The 17,825-nt window shown below is 67.0% G+C and carries 12 protein-coding genes, 3 rRNA genes and 1 pseudogene; 5 read left to right on the forward strand and 11 right to left on the reverse strand.

The window, feature by feature from the left end; translation table 11 throughout:
• Window positions 1-38 precede the first annotated feature (38 nt).
• Entirely contained in the window at window positions 39-386 is a 348-nt protein-coding gene (locus ACQCO7_RS09355) for an SCP2 sterol-binding domain-containing protein (RefSeq protein ID WP_464071375.1), read from the forward strand.
• On the opposite strand, the gene ACQCO7_RS09360 is transcribed toward ACQCO7_RS09355, so the two are convergent.
• Genes ACQCO7_RS09360 through ACQCO7_RS09375 form a run of 4 tightly spaced genes read right to left on the reverse strand, consistent with a single transcriptional unit; the run spans window position 370 to window position 4,484 of the window.
• Window positions 370-1,335, reverse strand: coding sequence for an ABC transporter ATP-binding protein (locus ACQCO7_RS09360; RefSeq protein WP_464071376.1), 966 nt, complete (start codon window positions 1,333-1,335; stop codon window positions 370-372). The genes ACQCO7_RS09355 and ACQCO7_RS09360 overlap by 17 nt on opposite strands.
• Window positions 1,296-2,357 carry a FecCD family ABC transporter permease gene (locus ACQCO7_RS09365; RefSeq protein WP_464071377.1) on the reverse strand — a complete coding sequence of 354 codons (1,062 nt, stop codon included), beginning with the start codon at window positions 2,355-2,357 and terminating at the stop codon, window positions 1,296-1,298. The genes ACQCO7_RS09360 and ACQCO7_RS09365 overlap by 40 nt, the downstream gene beginning before the upstream one ends.
• Window positions 2,358-2,365: 8 nt before the next feature.
• Window positions 2,366-3,400 carry a FecCD family ABC transporter permease gene (locus ACQCO7_RS09370; protein ID WP_464071378.1) on the reverse strand — a complete coding sequence of 345 codons (1,035 nt, stop codon included), beginning with the start codon at window positions 3,398-3,400 and terminating at the stop codon, window positions 2,366-2,368.
• 58 nt (window positions 3,401-3,458) lie between these two features.
• Complete coding sequence (locus tag ACQCO7_RS09375) at window positions 3,459-4,484, reverse strand: HAD hydrolase-like protein (protein ID WP_464071379.1); 1,026 nt, start codon at window positions 4,482-4,484, stop codon at window positions 3,459-3,461.
• 72 nt (window positions 4,485-4,556) lie between these two features.
• On the opposite strand from ACQCO7_RS09375, the gene ACQCO7_RS09380 reads away from it, so the two are divergent.
• Window positions 4,557-5,843 carry a DUF1015 family protein gene (locus ACQCO7_RS09380; protein WP_464071380.1) on the forward strand — a complete coding sequence of 429 codons (1,287 nt, stop codon included), beginning with the start codon at window positions 4,557-4,559 and terminating at the stop codon, window positions 5,841-5,843.
• A gap of 57 nt (window positions 5,844-5,900) precedes the next feature.
• On the opposite strand, the gene ACQCO7_RS09385 is transcribed toward ACQCO7_RS09380, so the two are convergent.
• From ACQCO7_RS09385 to ACQCO7_RS09410, 6 genes and pseudogenes are all read right to left on the reverse strand, one after another.
• Window positions 5,901-6,764: a tetratricopeptide repeat protein gene (locus ACQCO7_RS09385; protein WP_464077186.1), complete on the reverse strand. Its 864-nt coding sequence runs from the start codon at window positions 6,762-6,764 to the stop codon at window positions 5,901-5,903.
• Between the two features lie 537 nt (window positions 6,765-7,301).
• Window positions 7,302-7,655 (reverse strand): annotated as a pseudogene (locus ACQCO7_RS09390) (DEAD/DEAH box helicase); the annotation flags it as partial.
• Between the two features lie 529 nt (window positions 7,656-8,184).
• Window positions 8,185-8,301: ribosomal RNA gene (gene rrf / locus ACQCO7_RS09395) — 5S ribosomal RNA — on the reverse strand.
• A 109-nt stretch (window positions 8,302-8,410) separates the two neighbouring features.
• A 23S ribosomal RNA gene (locus tag ACQCO7_RS09400) occupies window positions 8,411-11,534 on the reverse strand.
• 300 nt (window positions 11,535-11,834) lie between these two features.
• Window positions 11,835-13,361, reverse strand: a 16S ribosomal RNA gene (locus ACQCO7_RS09405).
• Together the 16S, 23S and 5S rRNA genes form the textbook arrangement of a ribosomal RNA operon.
• A 527-nt stretch (window positions 13,362-13,888) precedes the next feature.
• Window positions 13,889-14,530, reverse strand: coding sequence for a DNA-3-methyladenine glycosylase (locus tag ACQCO7_RS09410; protein ID WP_464071381.1), 642 nt, complete (start codon window positions 14,528-14,530; stop codon window positions 13,889-13,891).
• Between the two features lie 150 nt (window positions 14,531-14,680).
• Here ACQCO7_RS09410 and ACQCO7_RS09415 point away from each other — a divergent pair, with 150 nt between their 5' ends.
• From ACQCO7_RS09415 to ACQCO7_RS09425, 3 genes are all read left to right on the forward strand, one after another.
• Entirely contained in the window at window positions 14,681-15,463 is a 783-nt protein-coding gene (locus tag ACQCO7_RS09415) for a sporulation protein (RefSeq protein ID WP_464071382.1), read from the forward strand.
• Between the two features lie 60 nt (window positions 15,464-15,523).
• Window positions 15,524-16,063 (forward strand): YbhB/YbcL family Raf kinase inhibitor-like protein, encoded by a 540-nt coding sequence (locus ACQCO7_RS09420; RefSeq protein WP_464071383.1) that lies wholly within the window; start codon window positions 15,524-15,526, stop codon window positions 16,061-16,063.
• Between the two features lie 144 nt (window positions 16,064-16,207).
• Complete coding sequence (locus tag ACQCO7_RS09425; RefSeq protein WP_464071384.1) at window positions 16,208-16,714, forward strand: HNH endonuclease; 507 nt, start codon at window positions 16,208-16,210, stop codon at window positions 16,712-16,714.
• 69 nt (window positions 16,715-16,783) lie between these two features.
• Here ACQCO7_RS09425 and ACQCO7_RS09430 read toward each other — a convergent pair whose 3' ends face one another.
• Window positions 16,784-17,731: an SPFH domain-containing protein gene (locus ACQCO7_RS09430; RefSeq protein ID WP_059048460.1), complete on the reverse strand. Its 948-nt coding sequence runs from the start codon at window positions 17,729-17,731 to the stop codon at window positions 16,784-16,786.
• Between the last annotated feature and the right edge of the window lie 94 nt (window positions 17,732-17,825).

The following is a 17,825-nucleotide window of genomic DNA, read 5'->3' on the forward strand; positions in this document are numbered from 1 at the left end:
CGACGCTACCGCGTGCCGCCGGTGTACGGTCGATCACGATGGCCACGATCGAGGAGTGCCGTACGGCACTGGAGAAGCTCGCGCGGAACATGCGCGGCGCCGAGGGCGACGTACGCGCGGCGGCGAGCATGGAACGCACGGTGAGCTGCCGTATCACCGACCTGGACGTCACGTTCACCGGCCGTATGACGGGCGGCGCGATCGTGGTGGACGGCGTCGCGCCCGGACCGCCCGCCGAGAAGGCGCAGATCAGACTCGCCATGACCGGGGACGACCTGGTGGCGATGGTCGCCGGTGAGCTGAACTTCGCGAAGGCGTGGGGCTCGGGCCGGGTGAAGCTGGAGGCGGGCTTCCGTGACCTGCTGAGCCTCAGGAAGCTGCTGTAGCGGCCTTCGTACGGGCCTGCCGGGCGGCCGGCACGACCAGCGGCGTCCCCGTCTCCGGATCGTCGATGACCTGGCACCGCAGCCCGAACACCTCCTCCACGAGCCCCGCCGTGACGATGTCGTTCGGCACGCCCTCCGCGATGACCTGCCCGTCCTTGAGGGCGATCAGGTGGGTCGCGTAGCGCGCGGCGTGGTTCAGGTCGTGCAGGACGGCGACGAGCGTGCGCCCCTGCTCCTCGTGGAGCTGCGCGCACAGGTCGAGGACGTCGATCTGATGCTGGATGTCGAGGTACGTCGTCGGCTCGTCGAGCAGCAGCAGCGGCGTCTGCTGTGCGAGCGCCATCGCGATCCACACACGCTGCCGCTGCCCGCCGGACAACTCGTCGACGTACCGCTCCGCGAGCTCCGCGACGCCGGTCTGCTCCATCGACTCCCGTACGACGCGCTCGTCCTCGGCGGACCACTGGCGCAGGATGCCCTGGTGGGGGTAGCGGCCCCGGCCGACGAGGTCGCCGACGGTGATCCCGTCGGGCGCGATCGACGACTGCGGGAGCAGCCCGAGGGTACGCGCGACCTTCTTCGCCGGCATCGACTGGATGACCTGTCCGTCGAGCAGCACACGGCCCTGCTGGGGTTTCAGCATCCGCGACAGCGCGCGCAGGAGGGTGGACTTGCCGCAGGCGTTGGGCCCGACGATGACGGTGAACGACTGGTCGGGTATCTCCACGGAGAGCTGTTCGGCGATGACTCGCTGGTCGTAGGCGAGGGTGACGTTCTCGGCGGAGAGACGGTTCACGGTGTTCCTTGGGAGGTGTGGGGTGCCGGGGATGGGGGCCTTGCGTGGGGCGGGGGCTTTGTGTGGGGCGGGGGCTTTGTGTGGGGCGGGGGTCTTGCGGTCGTACGATCCGCTCATATCCGGCCCGCCTTCCGTTCGGTGACCAGCAGCCACAGCAGGTACACGCCCCCGAGCACCCCGGTGACCACACCGACCGGCAACCGGCCGTCCCCGAACAGGCGTTGAGACGCCCAGTCGGCGGTGACGAGAAGGGTCGCGCCCATGCACAGGGACGGGACGAGGTTCGGGCCCGGGGAGCGGGTGAGGCGGCGGGCGAGCTGCGGCGCGGTGAGCGCCACGAAGCCGACGGGGCCGGCCGCGGCGGTCGCCGCGGCGGTGAGCAGGACGGCGGACACCATCAGCAGCATCCGTACGCGTTCCACCCGCACCCCGAGCGCGCCCGAGACGTCGTCGCCCATCTCCATCATCCGCAGCCCGCGCGCGTTGGCGAGCACGAGCGGCACCAGCACGCAGACCAGCGCGAGCAGCGGCCAGACCTGCTTCCAGTCCCGCCCGTCGAGGGTCCCGGTCATCCAGACGACGGCCCGCGCGGCGTCCACGATGTCGGCCTTGGTGATGAGGTAGCCGTTGACCGCGGTCGCCACGGCGGAGACGCCGATCCCGACGAGGACGAGCCGGTAGCCGTGCACGCCCCGCTTCCACGCGAGCAGATAGATCAGCGTGCCGGTGACGAGCCCGCCGACCAGTGCCCCCAGCGTGACCTGCGCGGTCGACCCGGAGAACAGCACGATCATGACCAGCGCCCCGGCGGTCGCCCCCTGGCTCAGCCCGAGGACGTCGGGACTGCCCAGCGGGTTGCGCGACACGGCCTGGAACAGCGCCCCGCCGAGCCCGAGCGACGCCCCGACCAGCAGCCCGACCAGGACACGCGGCAGCCGCAGCTCGTTGACGATGAACTCCTGGCCCGGATTCCCGTCCCCGAACAGCACCGTGAGGACGTCGGACGCGGGGATCGGGAAGTCGCCGGTGCCGATGAGCACGACGCTCGCGGTGAGCGCGGCCAGCAGCAGGACGAGGGTGACGGTCAGGGCGCGGGGATCGAGGCGGACGGAGAGGCGGCCGGTGCGCAGGGCACGGGGTGCGGCCGGAGTACGGGGAGCGCGGCTCCTGGGCATCGTCGTCTTCACAGCTGGGCCGTCCTCCGCCGCCGTACGAGAAAGATGAACACCGGCCCGCCGACGATCGCCGTGATGATCCCGACCTGCACCTCGGAGGGCCGCGCGACGACCCGTCCGAGCACGTCGGAGCCGAGCAGCAGGACGGGCGACAGGATCGCCGCGTACGGCATGATCCAGCGCAGGTCGGGGCCGGTGAACGAGCGCACGGCATGCGGGACCATCAGGCCCACGAACGCGATCGGACCGCACGCCGCGGTGGCCGCCCCGCACAGCACGGTCGCCGCGAGCATCGACAGCGCGCGCGTGCGGCCCAGGTTCGCGCCGAGTGCCTTCGCGGTGTCGTCGCCCATCGCCACGGCGTTGAGGGGGCGGGCCAGCGCGAAGGCGAGGAGGGTGCCGACGGCCAGGAACGGCAGCACCTGGCGGATCGTTTCGTCGGAGGCGCCGGAGAGCGAGCCGACGGTCCAGAACCGCATCCGCGCGAGCGCCGCCTCGTCCATGATCATGACGGCCTGGAGGTAGCCGTACAGCGCGGCCGTGATCGCCGTCCCGGCGAGCGCGAGCCGTACGGGGGTCGCGCCCCGGCTGCCGCCCAGGAACCAGACGAGCGCGCCGACCGCCGCCGCGCCGAAGAAGGCGAACCACACGTACCCGCTCAGGCTCGTGACGCCGAGGAAGGTGATCGCGGTGACGACGGCCGCCGAGGCGCCCGCGTTGATGCCGAGGAGCCCAGGGTCGGCGAGCGGGTTGCGGGTCAGCGCCTGGAGTACGGCTCCGGCGAGCCCGAGCGCGGCGCCGGCCAGGAGGCCGAGGAGCGTCCGCGAGAGGCGGTCGCCGACGACGACGTCCGCGTAGTTCCCGGAGTCCTGGAACAGGCCGTGCCAGACCTGCCCGAGGGACAGCTCTTTCGCGCCGATGGCGATACTCGCGACGGCGACCGCCGCGAGGAGCGACACCGAGAGCACGAGCCCCAGGAAGCGCGCCCCTCGCCTGTCTCGGGGTGGGGAGACCGCCTGTTCCGGAACACTGTCGACCAACACGAAGGTTAGGTTAGCCTACCCTGCCATGCGCTCCGGGTGGCCGCTTCCCCACCGCGCCTCAGACCCCCAGCCGGGCCAGCGCCTTCCCCCCGTCCAGCTCGCAGGAGCCCTCGCCCGCCGCCGTCCACGCCGCCGCACACAGCGCGCGCAGGCCGTCCAACGCGTCGCCCTCGCCGGTGAGTTCGAGGTGCTCCGCCGCCGTCGCCGTCCAGCCTCCGCAGCGGAAGCCCGGGCCGTCCGCGGTGACCTCCGGCTGGCCCGTGAGGAGCCCGCGCAGGTCCCGGTCCACGTACGTCGGGCGGTGGTGCGGCGGGGCGGCGAGGAGCTGGGCGCCGTCCGTGACGCCGGTCAGGACCAGGAGGGAGTCGACCTCGCCGTTGAACGCGCCCTCGATGTCCGTGTCGAGCCGGTCCCCGACGACCAACGGCCGCTCAGCGCCCGTACGCAGGATCGTCTCCCGGTGCATCGGGGGCAGCGGCTTCCCCGCCACCTGCGGCTCCGCGCCGGTCGCGATCCGGACGACCTGGACGGCCGCGCCGTTGCCCGGGGCGATCCCGCGCCCGCTGGGGATCGTCAGGTCCGTGTTGGACGCGAACCACGGCACCCCGCGCGCGATCGCGTACGACGCCTCCGCGAACCGCCCCCACGGCAGTTCCGGGCCGCCGTACCCCTGGACGACGGCCACGGGATCGTCGTCCGCCGACTCGACCGGCACGAGCCCGCGCTCGCGCAGCGCGACCCGCAGCCCCTCGCCGCCGATGACCAGCACGCGCGCGCCCGCGGGGACCTGCTCGCTGATCAGCCGGGCGACGGCCTGCGCGGACGTGATGACGTCCTCCGGAGCCGTGTCGATCCCCAGCTCGGTCAGGTGACCGGCCACCGTGTCCGGCGTCCTGAGCGCGTTGTTCGTCACGTACGCCAGGCGCATGCCCCCCGCGCGGGCGCGGTGCAGCGACTCGACGGCGTACGCGATCGCGTTCCCGCCCGCGTACACCACCCCGTCGAGATCGAGCAGCGCGGTGTCGTACGCCTCGCTCAGGGCCTGCCCACTGCCGTCCGGAACCCTCCGCACGCCCTGCCCCATACCCCACGCTCCTCGTTCGCTCGCCTTTCCTCCGATCATCCCCCATGCCACTGACAGCCGTACGATGCCCTGATGAACACAGCAGGTCACTCGCAGGCAACGGCGCCCCGAGGTCTGGAACTCACCCCGTTCCGAGGGCTTCGCTACGACCCCGACCGGGTCGGCGGACTCGCCGCGGTCACCTCGCCGCCGTACGACGTCGTCGTCCGCCCGGACGGCCTGCACGAACTGCACGACGCCGACCCGTACAACATCGTGCGCCTGATCCTCCCGCAGGCCACCACCTCGCGCGCGCGAGGCGAACAGGCCGCCGCGACCCTGCACGAGTGGCTCACCGAGGGCATCCTCACCCCGGACCCCGCCCCGGCCCTGTACGTCTACGAGCAGCGCCACGCGGACGGCATGCTCCAGCGCGGCCTCATCGGCACCCTGCGCGTCTCGGAGCCCTCCGAGGGCGTCGTCCTGCCGCACGAGGACGTCATGCCGCACGTCGTCGCCGACCGCGCGACCCTCATGCGCGCGACCCGGGCCAACCTGGAACCGCTGCTGCTCACCTACCGGGGCGACGGCGGCCCGACGGCGGACCTCGTCGAGCGCACGGCGGCCCGCGCGCCCCTGTTGGCGACCACCACGGACGACGGCTACCACCACCGCCTGTGGCAGGTCACCGACCCGGCCGAGGTCGCCGGCGTCCAGGCCGACCTGGCCCGCCACCAGGCACTGATCGCCGACGGCCACCACCGCTGGGCGACGTACCGCATGCTCCGCGCGGAGCACCCCTCCCCCGGCCCCTGGGACCACGGTCTCGTCCTCCTCGTCGACACGGCCCGCTATCCCCTGCGCGTGCGCGCGATCCACCGCTACCTGCCGGGTCTGCCCGTCAGCGAGGCGCTGGCGGCTCTGGAGGGGCGCTTCCGGGTACAGCGGCTGGAGGCCGCGCTTCCCGAGGCGCTGGAGGTGCTGGCCGACGCCGCGTGCGCGGGGAACGCGTATCTCCTCGCGGGGGACGGCGGGTTGTGGCTGGTCGACCGGCCGGATCCGGAGCTGCTGGCGCGCACGGTCCCTGCCGGGCATCCGACCGCCTGGCGCACGCTCGACGCGACCGTCCTGCACGCGGCGCTCCTCGCCTCGGTCTGGGAGATTCCGGAGGACGATCCCGCGCGCGTGGCGTACATCCATGACACGGAGGCGACCGTGCTGAAGGCCGAGCGGGACGGGGGGACGGCGGTTCTGCTGCATCCCGTGCGCGAGGAGGTCGTGCGGGAACTGGCCCGACAGGGGGTGACGATGCCGAGGAAGTCGACGTCGTTCGGGCCGAAGCCGGCTACGGGGTTGGTGCTGCGTGCGGTGGGTGTGTGAGGGCGCTCAATAGACGAAATGGGCCTCCTCTTTTAAAGAGGAGGCCCATTTCGATCGTCAGGCGTTGTCGTCGGAGTCCTTCTTGACGTCCTTCTCGTCGGCCGGTTCGGCTGCTACGGCCTCGTCGACCTCGACCTCTTCGTCGACCTCGTCGTCTTCTTCGTCCTCGTCGGCCTCTTCGGCTTCCTGGGACGACGAGGGCTCGGTCGCCTCGGGGGTCTCGGGGGTCTCGGCGTCCTCGTCCGTCATGGCGTCCACGAACTCCACGCCGTCCAGTTCGGCCAGGCGGTCGGACGCGTCGGTGCTGCCGTCGCGGTCCGCCTCGACGGCCTTGGCGAACCACTCGCGCGCCTCGTCCACGCGCTCGGCCTCAAGGAGGGCGTCCGCGTACGCGTAGCGCAGGCGCGCGGTCCACGGCTGGACGGAGTTGGACGCCAGCTCGGGGCTCTGCAGCGTCACGATCGCCGCGTCGAGCTGGCCCATGTCACGCCGGGCACCCGCCGCGACGAGCCGCATCTCGACCTGACCGGCCTTGTCCAGCTTGTTGACCTCCGGGGCACCGGCCATGTCCAGCGCCTTCTCCGGCCGCCCGAGCCCGCGCTCGCAGTCGGCCATCACCGGCCACAGCTCCGTGTTCCCGGTCATCCGCCGGGCCGCCCGGAACTCGGCGAGCGCCTCGCTGAACTTCTGGTTGGCGTACGCCGCGAACCCGGCCGCCTCGCGCACGGCGGCGACCCTCGACGCCAGCCGCAGGGCGACCTTCGAGTAGTCGTACGCCTTCTCCGGCTCCTCGTCGATCAGCCGCGCCACCATCACGAGGTTCCTGGCGACGTCCTCGGCGAGCCCCTTCGGCAGGCTCAGCAGCTCCTGCCGTACGTCCTTGTCGATCTCGTCGCCCGTGACGTCGTCCGGGATCGGCAGGCGCTTGATCGGCTCGCGGTCGCGGTCACGGTGGTCCCGGTCATCACGCCCACGGAAACCGCCACGGTCGTCCCTGCGGTCGTCACGACGGTCATCGCGCCGGTCGTCACGCCCACGGAAACCGCCGCCGGGGCGCCCACCCCGGTCGTCGCGGCGGGGGCCGCCGTAGCTGCCCCGGCCACTGTCACGCCGGTCGTCGCGGCGGAAGCCACCACGGTCGTCGTCGCGGCGGAAGGGGGGACGGTCGTTGTCACGGCGGTCGCCGCCACTCTGGGGGCGGTCGTCGCGGCGGTCGTCCCTGCGGAAGCCGCCACGGTCACGGTCGTCGCGCTGGAACGCCGGACGGCCACCACGGTCGTCACGGCGGGGGCCGCCGTAGCCGCCACGGTCGCCCTGGGGACGGTCGTCACGGCGGTCGTCGCGGCGGAAGGGAGGACGGTCGTTGTCACGGCGGTCGCCCTGCGGACGGTCGTCACGACGGAACCCGCCACGGTCGTCCCTGCGGTCGTCACGCCGGTCGTTGTCACGGCGGAAGGACGGACGGTCGTCGTCGCGACGGAACGAGGGACGGTCGTCGCGGCGGGGGCCGCCGTAGCCGCCACGGTCACCCTGCGGACGGTTGCCCTGCGGGCGGTCGTCCCGGCGGAAACCGCCACGGTCGTCACGACGGTCGTTGTCGCGACGGGGACCGCCGTAGCCACCGCGGTCGCCCTGGGGACGGTCGTCACGGCGGTCGTCGCGGCGGAAGGGAGGACGGTCGTTGTCACGGCGGAACGAGGGTCGGTCGTCGCGCCTGTCGTCCCGGCGGAACCCACCCCGGTCGTCACGGCGGTCGCCGCCACCCTGGGGGCGGTCGTCGCGGCGGTCGTCCCTGCGGAAGCCGCCACGGTCGCGGTCGTCGCGCTGGAACGCCGGACGGCCACCACGGTCGTCACGACGGGGGCCGCCGTAGCCGCCACGGTCACCCTGCGGACGGTCACCCTGCGGACGGTTGCCCTGCGGGCGGTCGTCCCGGCGGAAACCGGCACGGTCGTCACGACGGTCGTTGTCACGCCGGCCGCTGTAACCGCCGCGGTCGCCCTGGGGGCGGTCGTCACGGCGGTCGTCGCGGCGGAAGGGAGGACGGTCGTTGTCACGGCGGTCGCCCTGCGGACGGTCGTCACGACGGAACCCGCCACGGTCACCCCGGTCGCCCCGGCCGCTGTCGCGTCGGTCGTCGCGGCGGAAACCGCCACGATCGCCGCGCTCACCACGGTCGTTGCGGTCCCCACTGTCCCGTCGCCGCTGGTCGCGCTCCGGTCGGTCGTCGGGAGAGTTGGTGGACATGGGTGACTCCTGTCTTCGGTACCTCAAAGCATTGTAAAAACAAAAGGACCCCTGGTCCCAGCTGAACGCTGGGACCAGGGGTCCTCCAAAGATTGTTCGGCGGCGTCCTACTCTCCCACAGGGTCCCCCCTGCAGTACCATCGGCGCTGTAAGGCTTAGCTTCCGGGTTCGGAATGTAACCGGGCGTTTCCCTCACGCTATAACCACCGAAACCCTAATGGTTTCGAGCGAACAAGCACACTCTTTAATTGTGTGGGGTTCTGCTCTGAAGCCGACAACAGTTCGTTGTCTCAGAACTAACACAGTGGACGCGAGCAACTGAGGACAAGCCCTCGGCCTATTAGTACCAGTCACCTCCACCCCTTACAGGGCTTCCAGATCTGGCCTATCAACCCAGTCGTCTACTGGGAGCCTTACCCTCTCAAGGAGGTGGGAACACTCATCTCGAAGCAGGCTTCCCGCTTAGATGCTTTCAGCGGTTATCCCTCCCGAACGTAGCCAACCAGCCATGCCCTTGGCAGAACAACTGGCACACCAGAGGTTCGTCCGTCCCGGTCCTCTCGTACTAGGGACAGCCCTTCTCAATGTTCCTGCGCGCGCAGCGGATAGGGACCGAACTGTCTCACGACGTTCTAAACCCAGCTCGCGTACCGCTTTAATGGGCGAACAGCCCAACCCTTGGGACCGACTCCAGCCCCAGGATGCGACGAGCCGACATCGAGGTGCCAAACCATCCCGTCGATATGGACTCTTGGGGAAGATCAGCCTGTTATCCCCGGGGTACCTTTTATCCGTTGAGCGACGGCGCTTCCACAAGCCACCGCCGGATCACTAGTCCCGACTTTCGTCCCTGCTCGACCCGTCGGTCTCACAGTCAAGCTCCCTTGTGCACTTACACTCAACACCTGATTACCAACCAGGCTGAGGGAACCTTTGGGCGCCTCCGTTACTCTTTAGGAGGCAACCGCCCCAGTTAAACTACCCATCAGACACTGTCCCTGATCCGGATCACGGACCCAGGTTAGACATCCAGCACGACCAGACTGGTATTTCAACGACGACTCCACAACCACTGGCGTGATCGCTTCAAAGTCTCCCAGCTATCCTACACAAGCCGAACCGAACACCAATATCAAACTGTAGTAAAGGTCCCGGGGTCTTTCCGTCCTGCTGCGCGAAACGAGCATCTTTACTCGTAGTGCAATTTCACCGGGCCTATGGTTGAGACAGTCGAGAAGTCGTTACGCCATTCGTGCAGGTCGGAACTTACCCGACAAGGAATTTCGCTACCTTAGGATGGTTATAGTTACCACCGCCGTTTACTGGCGCTTAAGTTCTCAGCTTCGCCACACCGAAATGTGACTAACCGGTCCCCTTAACGTTCCAGCACCGGGCAGGCGTCAGTCCGTATACATCGCCTTACGGCTTCGCACGGACCTGTGTTTTTAGTAAACAGTCGCTTCTCGCTGGTCTCTGCGGCCACCCCCAGCTCAAGGAGCAAGTCCTCTCACCAGTGATGGCCCCCCTTCTCCCGAAGTTACGGGGGCATTTTGCCGAGTTCCTTAACCATAGTTCACCCGAACGCCTCGGTATTCTCTACCAGACCACCTGAGTCGGTTTAGGGTACGGGCCGCCATGAAACTCGCTAGAGGCTTTTCTCGACAGCATAGGATCATCCACTTCACCACAATCGGCTCGGCATCAGGTCTCAGCCTCAATGTGCGACGGATTTGCCTATCGCACGGCCTACACCCTTACCCCGGGACAACCACCGCCCGGGATGGACTACCTTCCTGCGTCACCCCATCACTCACCTACTGCAAGTCTGGTCCGTCGGCTCCACCACTTCCCTTTGCCCGAAGGCTCCGGGACGGCTTCACGGACTTAGCATCGCCTGGTTCAATGTTTGACGCTTCACAGCGGGTACCGGAATATCAACCGGTTATCCATCGACTACGCCTGTCGGCCTCGCCTTAGGTCCCGACTTACCCTGGGCAGATCAGCTTGACCCAGGAACCCTTAGTCAATCGGCGCACACGTTTCCCACGTGTGAATCGCTACTCATGCCTGCATTCTCACTCGTGAACCGTCCACCACTGCCTTCCGGCGCAGCTTCACCCGGCACACGACGCTCCCCTACCCATCACAGCAGGCGTTGGCCCTATATGCTGCAATGACACGACTTCGGCGGTACGCTTGAGCCCCGCTACATTGTCGGCGCGGAATCACTAGACCAGTGAGCTATTACGCACTCTTTCAAGGGTGGCTGCTTCTAAGCCAACCTCCTGGTTGTCTCTGCGACTCCACATCCTTTCCCACTTAGCGTACGCTTAGGGGCCTTAGTCGATGCTCTGGGCTGTTTCCCTCTCGACCATGGAGCTTATCCCCCACAGTCTCACTGCCGCGCTCTCACTTACCGGCATTCGGAGTTTGGCTAAGGTCAGTAACCCGGTAGGGCCCATCGCCTATCCAGTGCTCTACCTCCGGCAAGAAACACACGACGCTGCACCTAAATGCATTTCGGGGAGAACCAGCTATCACGGAGTTTGATTGGCCTTTCACCCCTAACCACAGGTCATCCCCCAGGTTTTCAACCCTGGTGGGTTCGGTCCTCCACGAAGTCTTACCTCCGCTTCAACCTGCCCATGGCTAGATCACTCCGCTTCGGGTCTTGAGCGTGCTACTCCATCGCCCTGTTCGGACTCGCTTTCGCTACGGCTACCCCACCCGGGTTAACCTCGCAACACACCGCAAACTCGCAGGCTCATTCTTCAAAAGGCACGCAGTCACGACGTTGCATGCAAGCATGCAACGCGACGCTCCCACGGCTTGTAGGCACACGGTTTCAGGTACTATTTCACTCCGCTCCCGCGGTACTTTTCACCATTCCCTCACGGTACTATCCGCTATCGGTCACCAGGGAATATTTAGGCTTAGCGGGTGGTCCCGCCAGATTCACACGGGATTTCTCGGGCCCCGTGCTACTTGGGTGTCTCTCAAACGAGCCGTTGACGTTTCGACTACGGGGGTCTTACCCTCTACGCCGGACCTTTCGCATGTCCTTCGCCTACATCAACGGTTTCTGACTCGTCCTGTCGCCGGCAGACGACAGAAGAGAGATCCCACAACCCCCACGACGCAACCCCTGCCGGGTCTCACACGTCGTAGGTTTGGCCTCATCCGGTTTCGCTCGCCACTACTCCCGGAATCACGGTTGTTTTCTCTTCCTGAGGGTACTGAGATGTTTCACTTCCCCTCGTTCCCTCCACATACCCTATGTGTTCAGGTATGGGTGACAGCCCATGACGACTGCCGGGTTTCCCCATTCGGAAACCCCCGGATCAAAGCCTGGTTGACGGCTCCCCGGGGACTATCGTGGCCTCCCACGTCCTTCATCGGTTCCTGGTGCCAAGGCATCCACCGTGCGCCCTTAAAAACTTGGCCACAGATGCTCGCGTCCACTGTGCAGTTCTCAAACAACGACCAACCACCCGTCACAACCCACTCACGCAGGTTTTCACCGGGGTCGGCATCACGAGGGAGTTCATTCCCTCAGACACCCAACAGCGTGCCCGACCCGAACCCGTCCGGAGATCATGCTTTCCACGCCCCTAAGAGCAGTACTTGCAGCCTCCGACCCGATGTTCCGGCCGAATAATCAACGTTCCACCCATGAGCAACCACCGCAGAACGTTCGCCTGCGTTATGGCCCTGGCTGCCTTACGGCAGCTAGATGCTCCTTAGAAAGGAGGTGATCCAGCCGCACCTTCCGGTACGGCTACCTTGTTACGACTTCGTCCCAATCGCCAGTCCCACCTTCGACAGCTCCCTCCCCGTGAGGGGTTGGGCCACCGGCTTCGGGTGTTACCGACTTTCGTGACGTGACGGGCGGTGTGTACAAGGCCCGGGAACGTATTCACCGCAGCAATGCTGATCTGCGATTACTAGCAACTCCGACTTCATGGGGTCGAGTTGCAGACCCCAATCCGAACTGAGACAGGCTTTTTGAGATTCGCTCCACCTCACGGTTTCGCAGCTCTTTGTACCTGCCATTGTAGCACGTGTGCAGCCCAAGACATAAGGGGCATGATGACTTGACGTCGTCCCCACCTTCCTCCGAGTTGACCCCGGCGGTCTCCTGTGAGTCCCCGTCACCCCGAAGGGCACGCTGGCAACACAGGACAAGGGTTGCGCTCGTTGCGGGACTTAACCCAACATCTCACGACACGAGCTGACGACAGCCATGCACCACCTGTACACCGACCACAAGGGGGCGACCATCTCTGGCCGTTTCCGGTGTATGTCAAGCCTTGGTAAGGTTCTTCGCGTTGCGTCGAATTAAGCCACATGCTCCGCTGCTTGTGCGGGCCCCCGTCAATTCCTTTGAGTTTTAGCCTTGCGGCCGTACTCCCCAGGCGGGGAACTTAATGCGTTAGCTGCGGCACCGACGACGTGGAATGTCGCCAACACCTAGTTCCCACCGTTTACGGCGTGGACTACCAGGGTATCTAATCCTGTTCGCTCCCCACGCTTTCGCTCCTCAGCGTCAGTATCGGCCCAGAGATCCGCCTTCGCCACCGGTGTTCCTCCTGATATCTGCGCATTTCACCGCTACACCAGGAATTCCGATCTCCCCTACCGAACTCTAGCCTGCCCGTATCGAATGCAGACCCGGGGTTAAGCCCCGGGCTTTCACATCCGACGCGACAAGCCGCCTACGAGCTCTTTACGCCCAATAATTCCGGACAACGCTTGCGCCCTACGTATTACCGCGGCTGCTGGCACGTAGTTAGCCGGCGCTTCTTCTGCAGGTACCGTCACTTTCGCTTCTTCCCTGCTGAAAGAGGTTTACAACCCGAAGGCCGTCATCCCTCACGCGGCGTCGCTGCATCAGGCTTCCGCCCATTGTGCAATATTCCCCACTGCTGCCTCCCGTAGGAGTCTGGGCCGTGTCTCAGTCCCAGTGTGGCCGGTCGCCCTCTCAGGCCGGCTACCCGTCGTCGCCTTGGTGAGCCATTACCTCACCAACAAGCTGATAGGCCGCGGGCTCATCCTTCACCGCCGGAGCTTTCGACCCCCGCCCATGCAGGCAGGAGTGATATCCGGTATTAGACCCCGTTTCCAGGGCTTGTCCCAGAGTGAAGGGCAGATTGCCCACGTGTTACTCACCCGTTCGCCACTAATCCACCCCGAAGGGCTTCATCGTTCGACTTGCATGTGTTAAGCACGCCGCCAGCGTTCGTCCTGAGCCAGGATCAAACTCTCCGTGAATGTTTACCCGTTATCGGGTGCACAACACAGAAGAGCGGAACGATCGGAGGAATGATCCGACCGTTCACAGCGTCCTCGCTGTGTTTGTTTCAAAGGAACCTCATCCTCGGCCATCGGCCGGGGACGGGGTATCAACTAATCTGGCGTTGATTTTTGGCACGCTGTTGAGTTCTCAAGGAACGGACGCTTCCTTCGTACTCACCCTCTCGGGCTTTCCTCCGGGCTTTTCCCTTCGGTCTTGCGTTTCCGACTCTATCAGATCCTTTTCTTGATCCGATTCCCTGTCGGCGGGACGTCTTGGGCTTTCTCGCTTTCGCTCGTCGGCCTTTCGACATTCACTACGTTAGCCGATCCTCTCGGCAACTCATAATCGAGTCTCCGTGAGTTCGAATTCGGGCATGCGGACATGACGAATTCGATCCCGCTGAGGGATGTTGCTAGGTAGTGGGTTGGCCGCTTCCGGCTCTCGGCGATCGCCGTACCGGGTCAAGCGGCTCGGGCTACGTTACGCACCTTCCAGGGGAGCGTCAACTTGAGCGACGGCGGGGAACGTGGGCCCGATAGGGGCTCACCGTCGGGTCGCCGGAGATCCAGAACCGCCACGGGTGGACGGCGCCGTCGCCCGAGACCCCGGTGCGGGGACCGCTGTTGACCTGGCCGGAGGGGACGGGTGTGCCGGTGAGGACGCGCAGCGGGGTGTCCTCGGGGGTGCACGCGTCGGTGCCGTCGAGGGACCGGTCGATGTCGAGTGCCGTCGCCAACCGGGCCGGGCCTTTGGCGAGTTCTTTGTCGTTCCGGGCCGATAGTCGACGTTTGCGGGCCGGTTCGGCGCCTTCCAGGACCTCGCCGGCGCGCAGCAGGACGGCGCTCGGCTCACCGTCGGGACCGCAGACGAGGTTCATGCAGTGCCACATGCCGTAGGTGAAGTAGACGTACACATGACCGGGCGGACCGAACATCACGCCGTTGCGGGCGGTGCGTCCGCGGAAGGCGTGGGAGCCGGGGTCGTTCTCGCCGTCGTACGCCTCCACCTCGGTGATGCGCAGGACGATCGGGCCGTCCGGGGTCGTGCGGACCAGGAGGCGGCCGAGGAGGTCGGGGGCGACCTCCAGGACGGGGCGGTCGAAGAAGGTCCTGGGGAGAGGCGTACGGTCGGGGCTCGCGATCATGGCCGTCGAGCGTAGTGCAGTCGGGGCGCGCGCCGGGGTGGTGTCCGAAAGCGCCGGTTGCCGGGGTGGGGTGCGGAACCGGACGTGGCCTGAACGCGTTTGTAGGGATCAAAGGCCCGGTCAACCGGTCGTAAAACACGAGGGAGAGTCATGGCGTTCAAGAAGCTGCTCGCGAGCCTGGGTGCGGGCGGGGCGTCGGTGGAGACGGTGCTGACCGAGGTCAACGTCGTACCGGGCGGGGTCGTGCAGGGGGAGGTGCGGATCCAGGGCGGGTCCGTGAACCAGAACATCGAGGGGCTGTCGATCGGGTTGCAGGCCCAGGTCGAGGTCGAGGGGCAGGACGCGGAGTACAAGCAGAACATCGAGTTCACGAAGGTCAGCCTCGGCGGCGCCTTCGAGCTCCAGGCCGGTGCCGTGCACGCGGTGCCGTTCGGGCTCGACATCCCGTGGGAGACGCCGGTGACGACGATCGCCGGGCAGCCGCTGCGCGGGATGCACATCGGGGTGACGACGGAGCTGGCGATCGCGCGGGCCGTCGACTCCAGCGACCTCGACCCGATCAACGTCCACCCGCTCCCGGCGCAGCAGGCGATCCTCGACGCGTTCACGCAGCTCGGCTTCCGGTTCAAGAACGCCGACATGGAGCGCGGGCACATTCGCGGTACGCGCCAGAAGCTGCCGTTCTACCAGGAGATCGAGTTCTTCCCGCCGCAGCAGTACCACGGCCTCAACCAGGTCGAGCTGAGCTTCGTCGCCGATGAGAACGCGATGGACGTCATCCTTGAGATGGACAAGAAGCCGGGCCTGTTCAGCGAGGGCAGCGACACGTTCCGCTCCTTCCAGGTGGGGCTGCGCGACTTCCAGGGGACCGACTGGGCGGCGTACCTGAACCAGTGGCTGGCCGAGGTCGGCAGCAAGCGGAACTGGTTCTAGGCTCGGGGTTCCGAGGAACGACGTCCTCGGACGTGTTCAGACGTATTCAGGAGGTACCCAGTGTCCGAGCTCAAGCGACGGCCTCTCCCCCATGACTTCCACCCGCCCGTCCCGGCGTTCACGGTGACGAGCGAGGACGTCGCGGAGGGCGGCACGCTCAAGGCCGGTCAGGTCTACGCCGAGGGCAACGTCTCGCCGCACCTGCGGTGGGAGGGGTTCCCGGAGGGGACGAAGAGCTTCGCGGTGACGTGCTACGACCCGGACGCGCCGACGGGCAGCGGGTTCTGGCACTGGGTGCTGTTCGACATCCCGGCGTCGGTGACGGAGCTGCCGGCCGGTGCGGGCACGGGAGAGTTCAAGGGACTGCCCGACGGCGCCGTACATGTCCGCAACGACTACGGGACGCGGGACTTCGGTGGGGCCGCGCCGCCGGCGGGGGACGGGCCGCACCGGTACGTCTTCACGGTGTACGCGGTGGACCAGGAGAAGCTCGGTGTCGACGGGGACGTCTCGCCCGCGTACGTCGGGTTCAATCTGCGGTTCCACGCGATCGCGCGGGCGCAGTTGATCGGTGAGTACGAGGTTTTGGCCGGGAGCTGAAGTTCACCCGACGTTTGTCCGCCTCTGGTCTTGGAAGTGATCAGGGGCGGGCATTTTTTATTGCGTTGTCCATCTCGGCGTGCCCGTCCAGAGTTGATCCACGCCCGCCGGGGAGCGGGCCGATGCGCACGGGAGGTGGGCTGGATGCGGGACACGCTGGTGCTGAACGCGAGCTTCGAGCCGCTGTCTACGGTGACGTTGAACCGGGCTGTCGTTCTGGTGCTCCAGGACAAGGCCGTCGTCGAGCAGGCCCACCCCGAGCTGCGTATGCGGGGCGCCGAGGTCGACATACCCGCGCCCCGGGTGATCCGGCTGTGCCGGTACGTCCGGGTGCCGTTCCGCAGACGGGCGCCGTGGTCGCGCCGGGGGGTGCTGGTGCGGGACCGGCACCGGTGCGCGTACTGCGGGCGCAGGGCGACGACCGTGGACCATGTGGTGCCGCGGGCGCAGGGCGGCCGGGACTCCTGGCTCAATACGGTGGCGTCCTGCGCGGAGGACAACCACCGCAAGGCCGACCGGACGCCGGAGCAGGCGGGGATGCCGTTGCTGAGGGAGCCGTTCGAGCCGACGCCGGCCGATGCGATGCTGCTGTCGCTGGGGACCGAGGACTTCCGGGCGCTGCCGGAGTGGCTGAGCCTGGACGCCGCGTAGGGCTTCCGGTACGTCGATGGGGGTCCCCAACCTGAGTTGGGGACCCCCATCGACGTACCGGAGAACACCTCAGTCGATCGGCGGCTTCTCGCGCTTCTCCAGGTTGCTGCCGCCGCCGTTGTCCGAGCCGCCTCCGCCGCCCAGGCCGCCGAGGCCGCCCACCGCGCCGGAGAGGCCCTTGAGGGCGTCGCCGATCTCGCTGGGGACGATCCAGAGCTTGTTGGCGTCGCCCGCGGCGATCTTGGGGAGCATCTGGAGGTACTGGTAGGAGAGGAGCTTCTGGTCGGCGTCGCCGGCGTGGATGGCCTCGAAGACCGTGCGGACGGCCTGGGCCTCGCCCTCGGCCTTGAGGGCGGCGGCCTTGGCCTCACCCTCGGCGCGCAGGATCTGGGACTGCTTCTCGCCCTCGGCGGTGAGGATCGCGGCCTGGCGGGTACCTTCGGCGGTCAGGATCGCGGCGCGCTTGTCACGGTCGGCGCGCATCTGCTTCTCCATCGAGTCCTGGATGGAGGTCGGCGGCTCGATCGCCTTCAGCTCGACGCGGTTGACGCGGATGCCCCATTTGCCGGTCGCCTCGTCGAGGACGCCGCGCAGGGCCGCGTTGATCTCCTCGCGGGAGGTGAGGGTCCGCTCCAGGTCCATGCCGCCGATGATGTTGCGCAGCGTGGTGACGGTGAGCTGCTCGATGGCCTGGATGTAGGAGGCGACCTCGTACGTCGCCGCGCGGGCGTCGGTCACCTGGTAGTAGATGACGGTGTCGATGTTGACGACCAGGTTGTCCTGGGTGATCACCGGCTGCGGCGGGAACGGGACGACCTGTTCGCGCAGGTCGATGCGGTTGCGGATGGTGTCGATGAACGGGACGACGATGTTGAGGCCCGCGTTCAGCGTGCGTGTGTAGCGGCCGAAGCGCTCGACGATCGCCGCGCTGGCCTGTGGGATGACCTGGATCGTCTTGATCAGGGCGATGAAGACCAACACCACCAGGATGATCAGAACGATGATGACCGGTTCCATCGTGCTCCCCGTACCCTTCTCCGCCTCGGCGCTTTCCGACGATCTTATGGGTGCCGACTGGCTGTGGACGATCATATGGGTGCAGAAGATCTTG

Source organism: Streptomyces saintjeani (assembly GCF_055409605.1).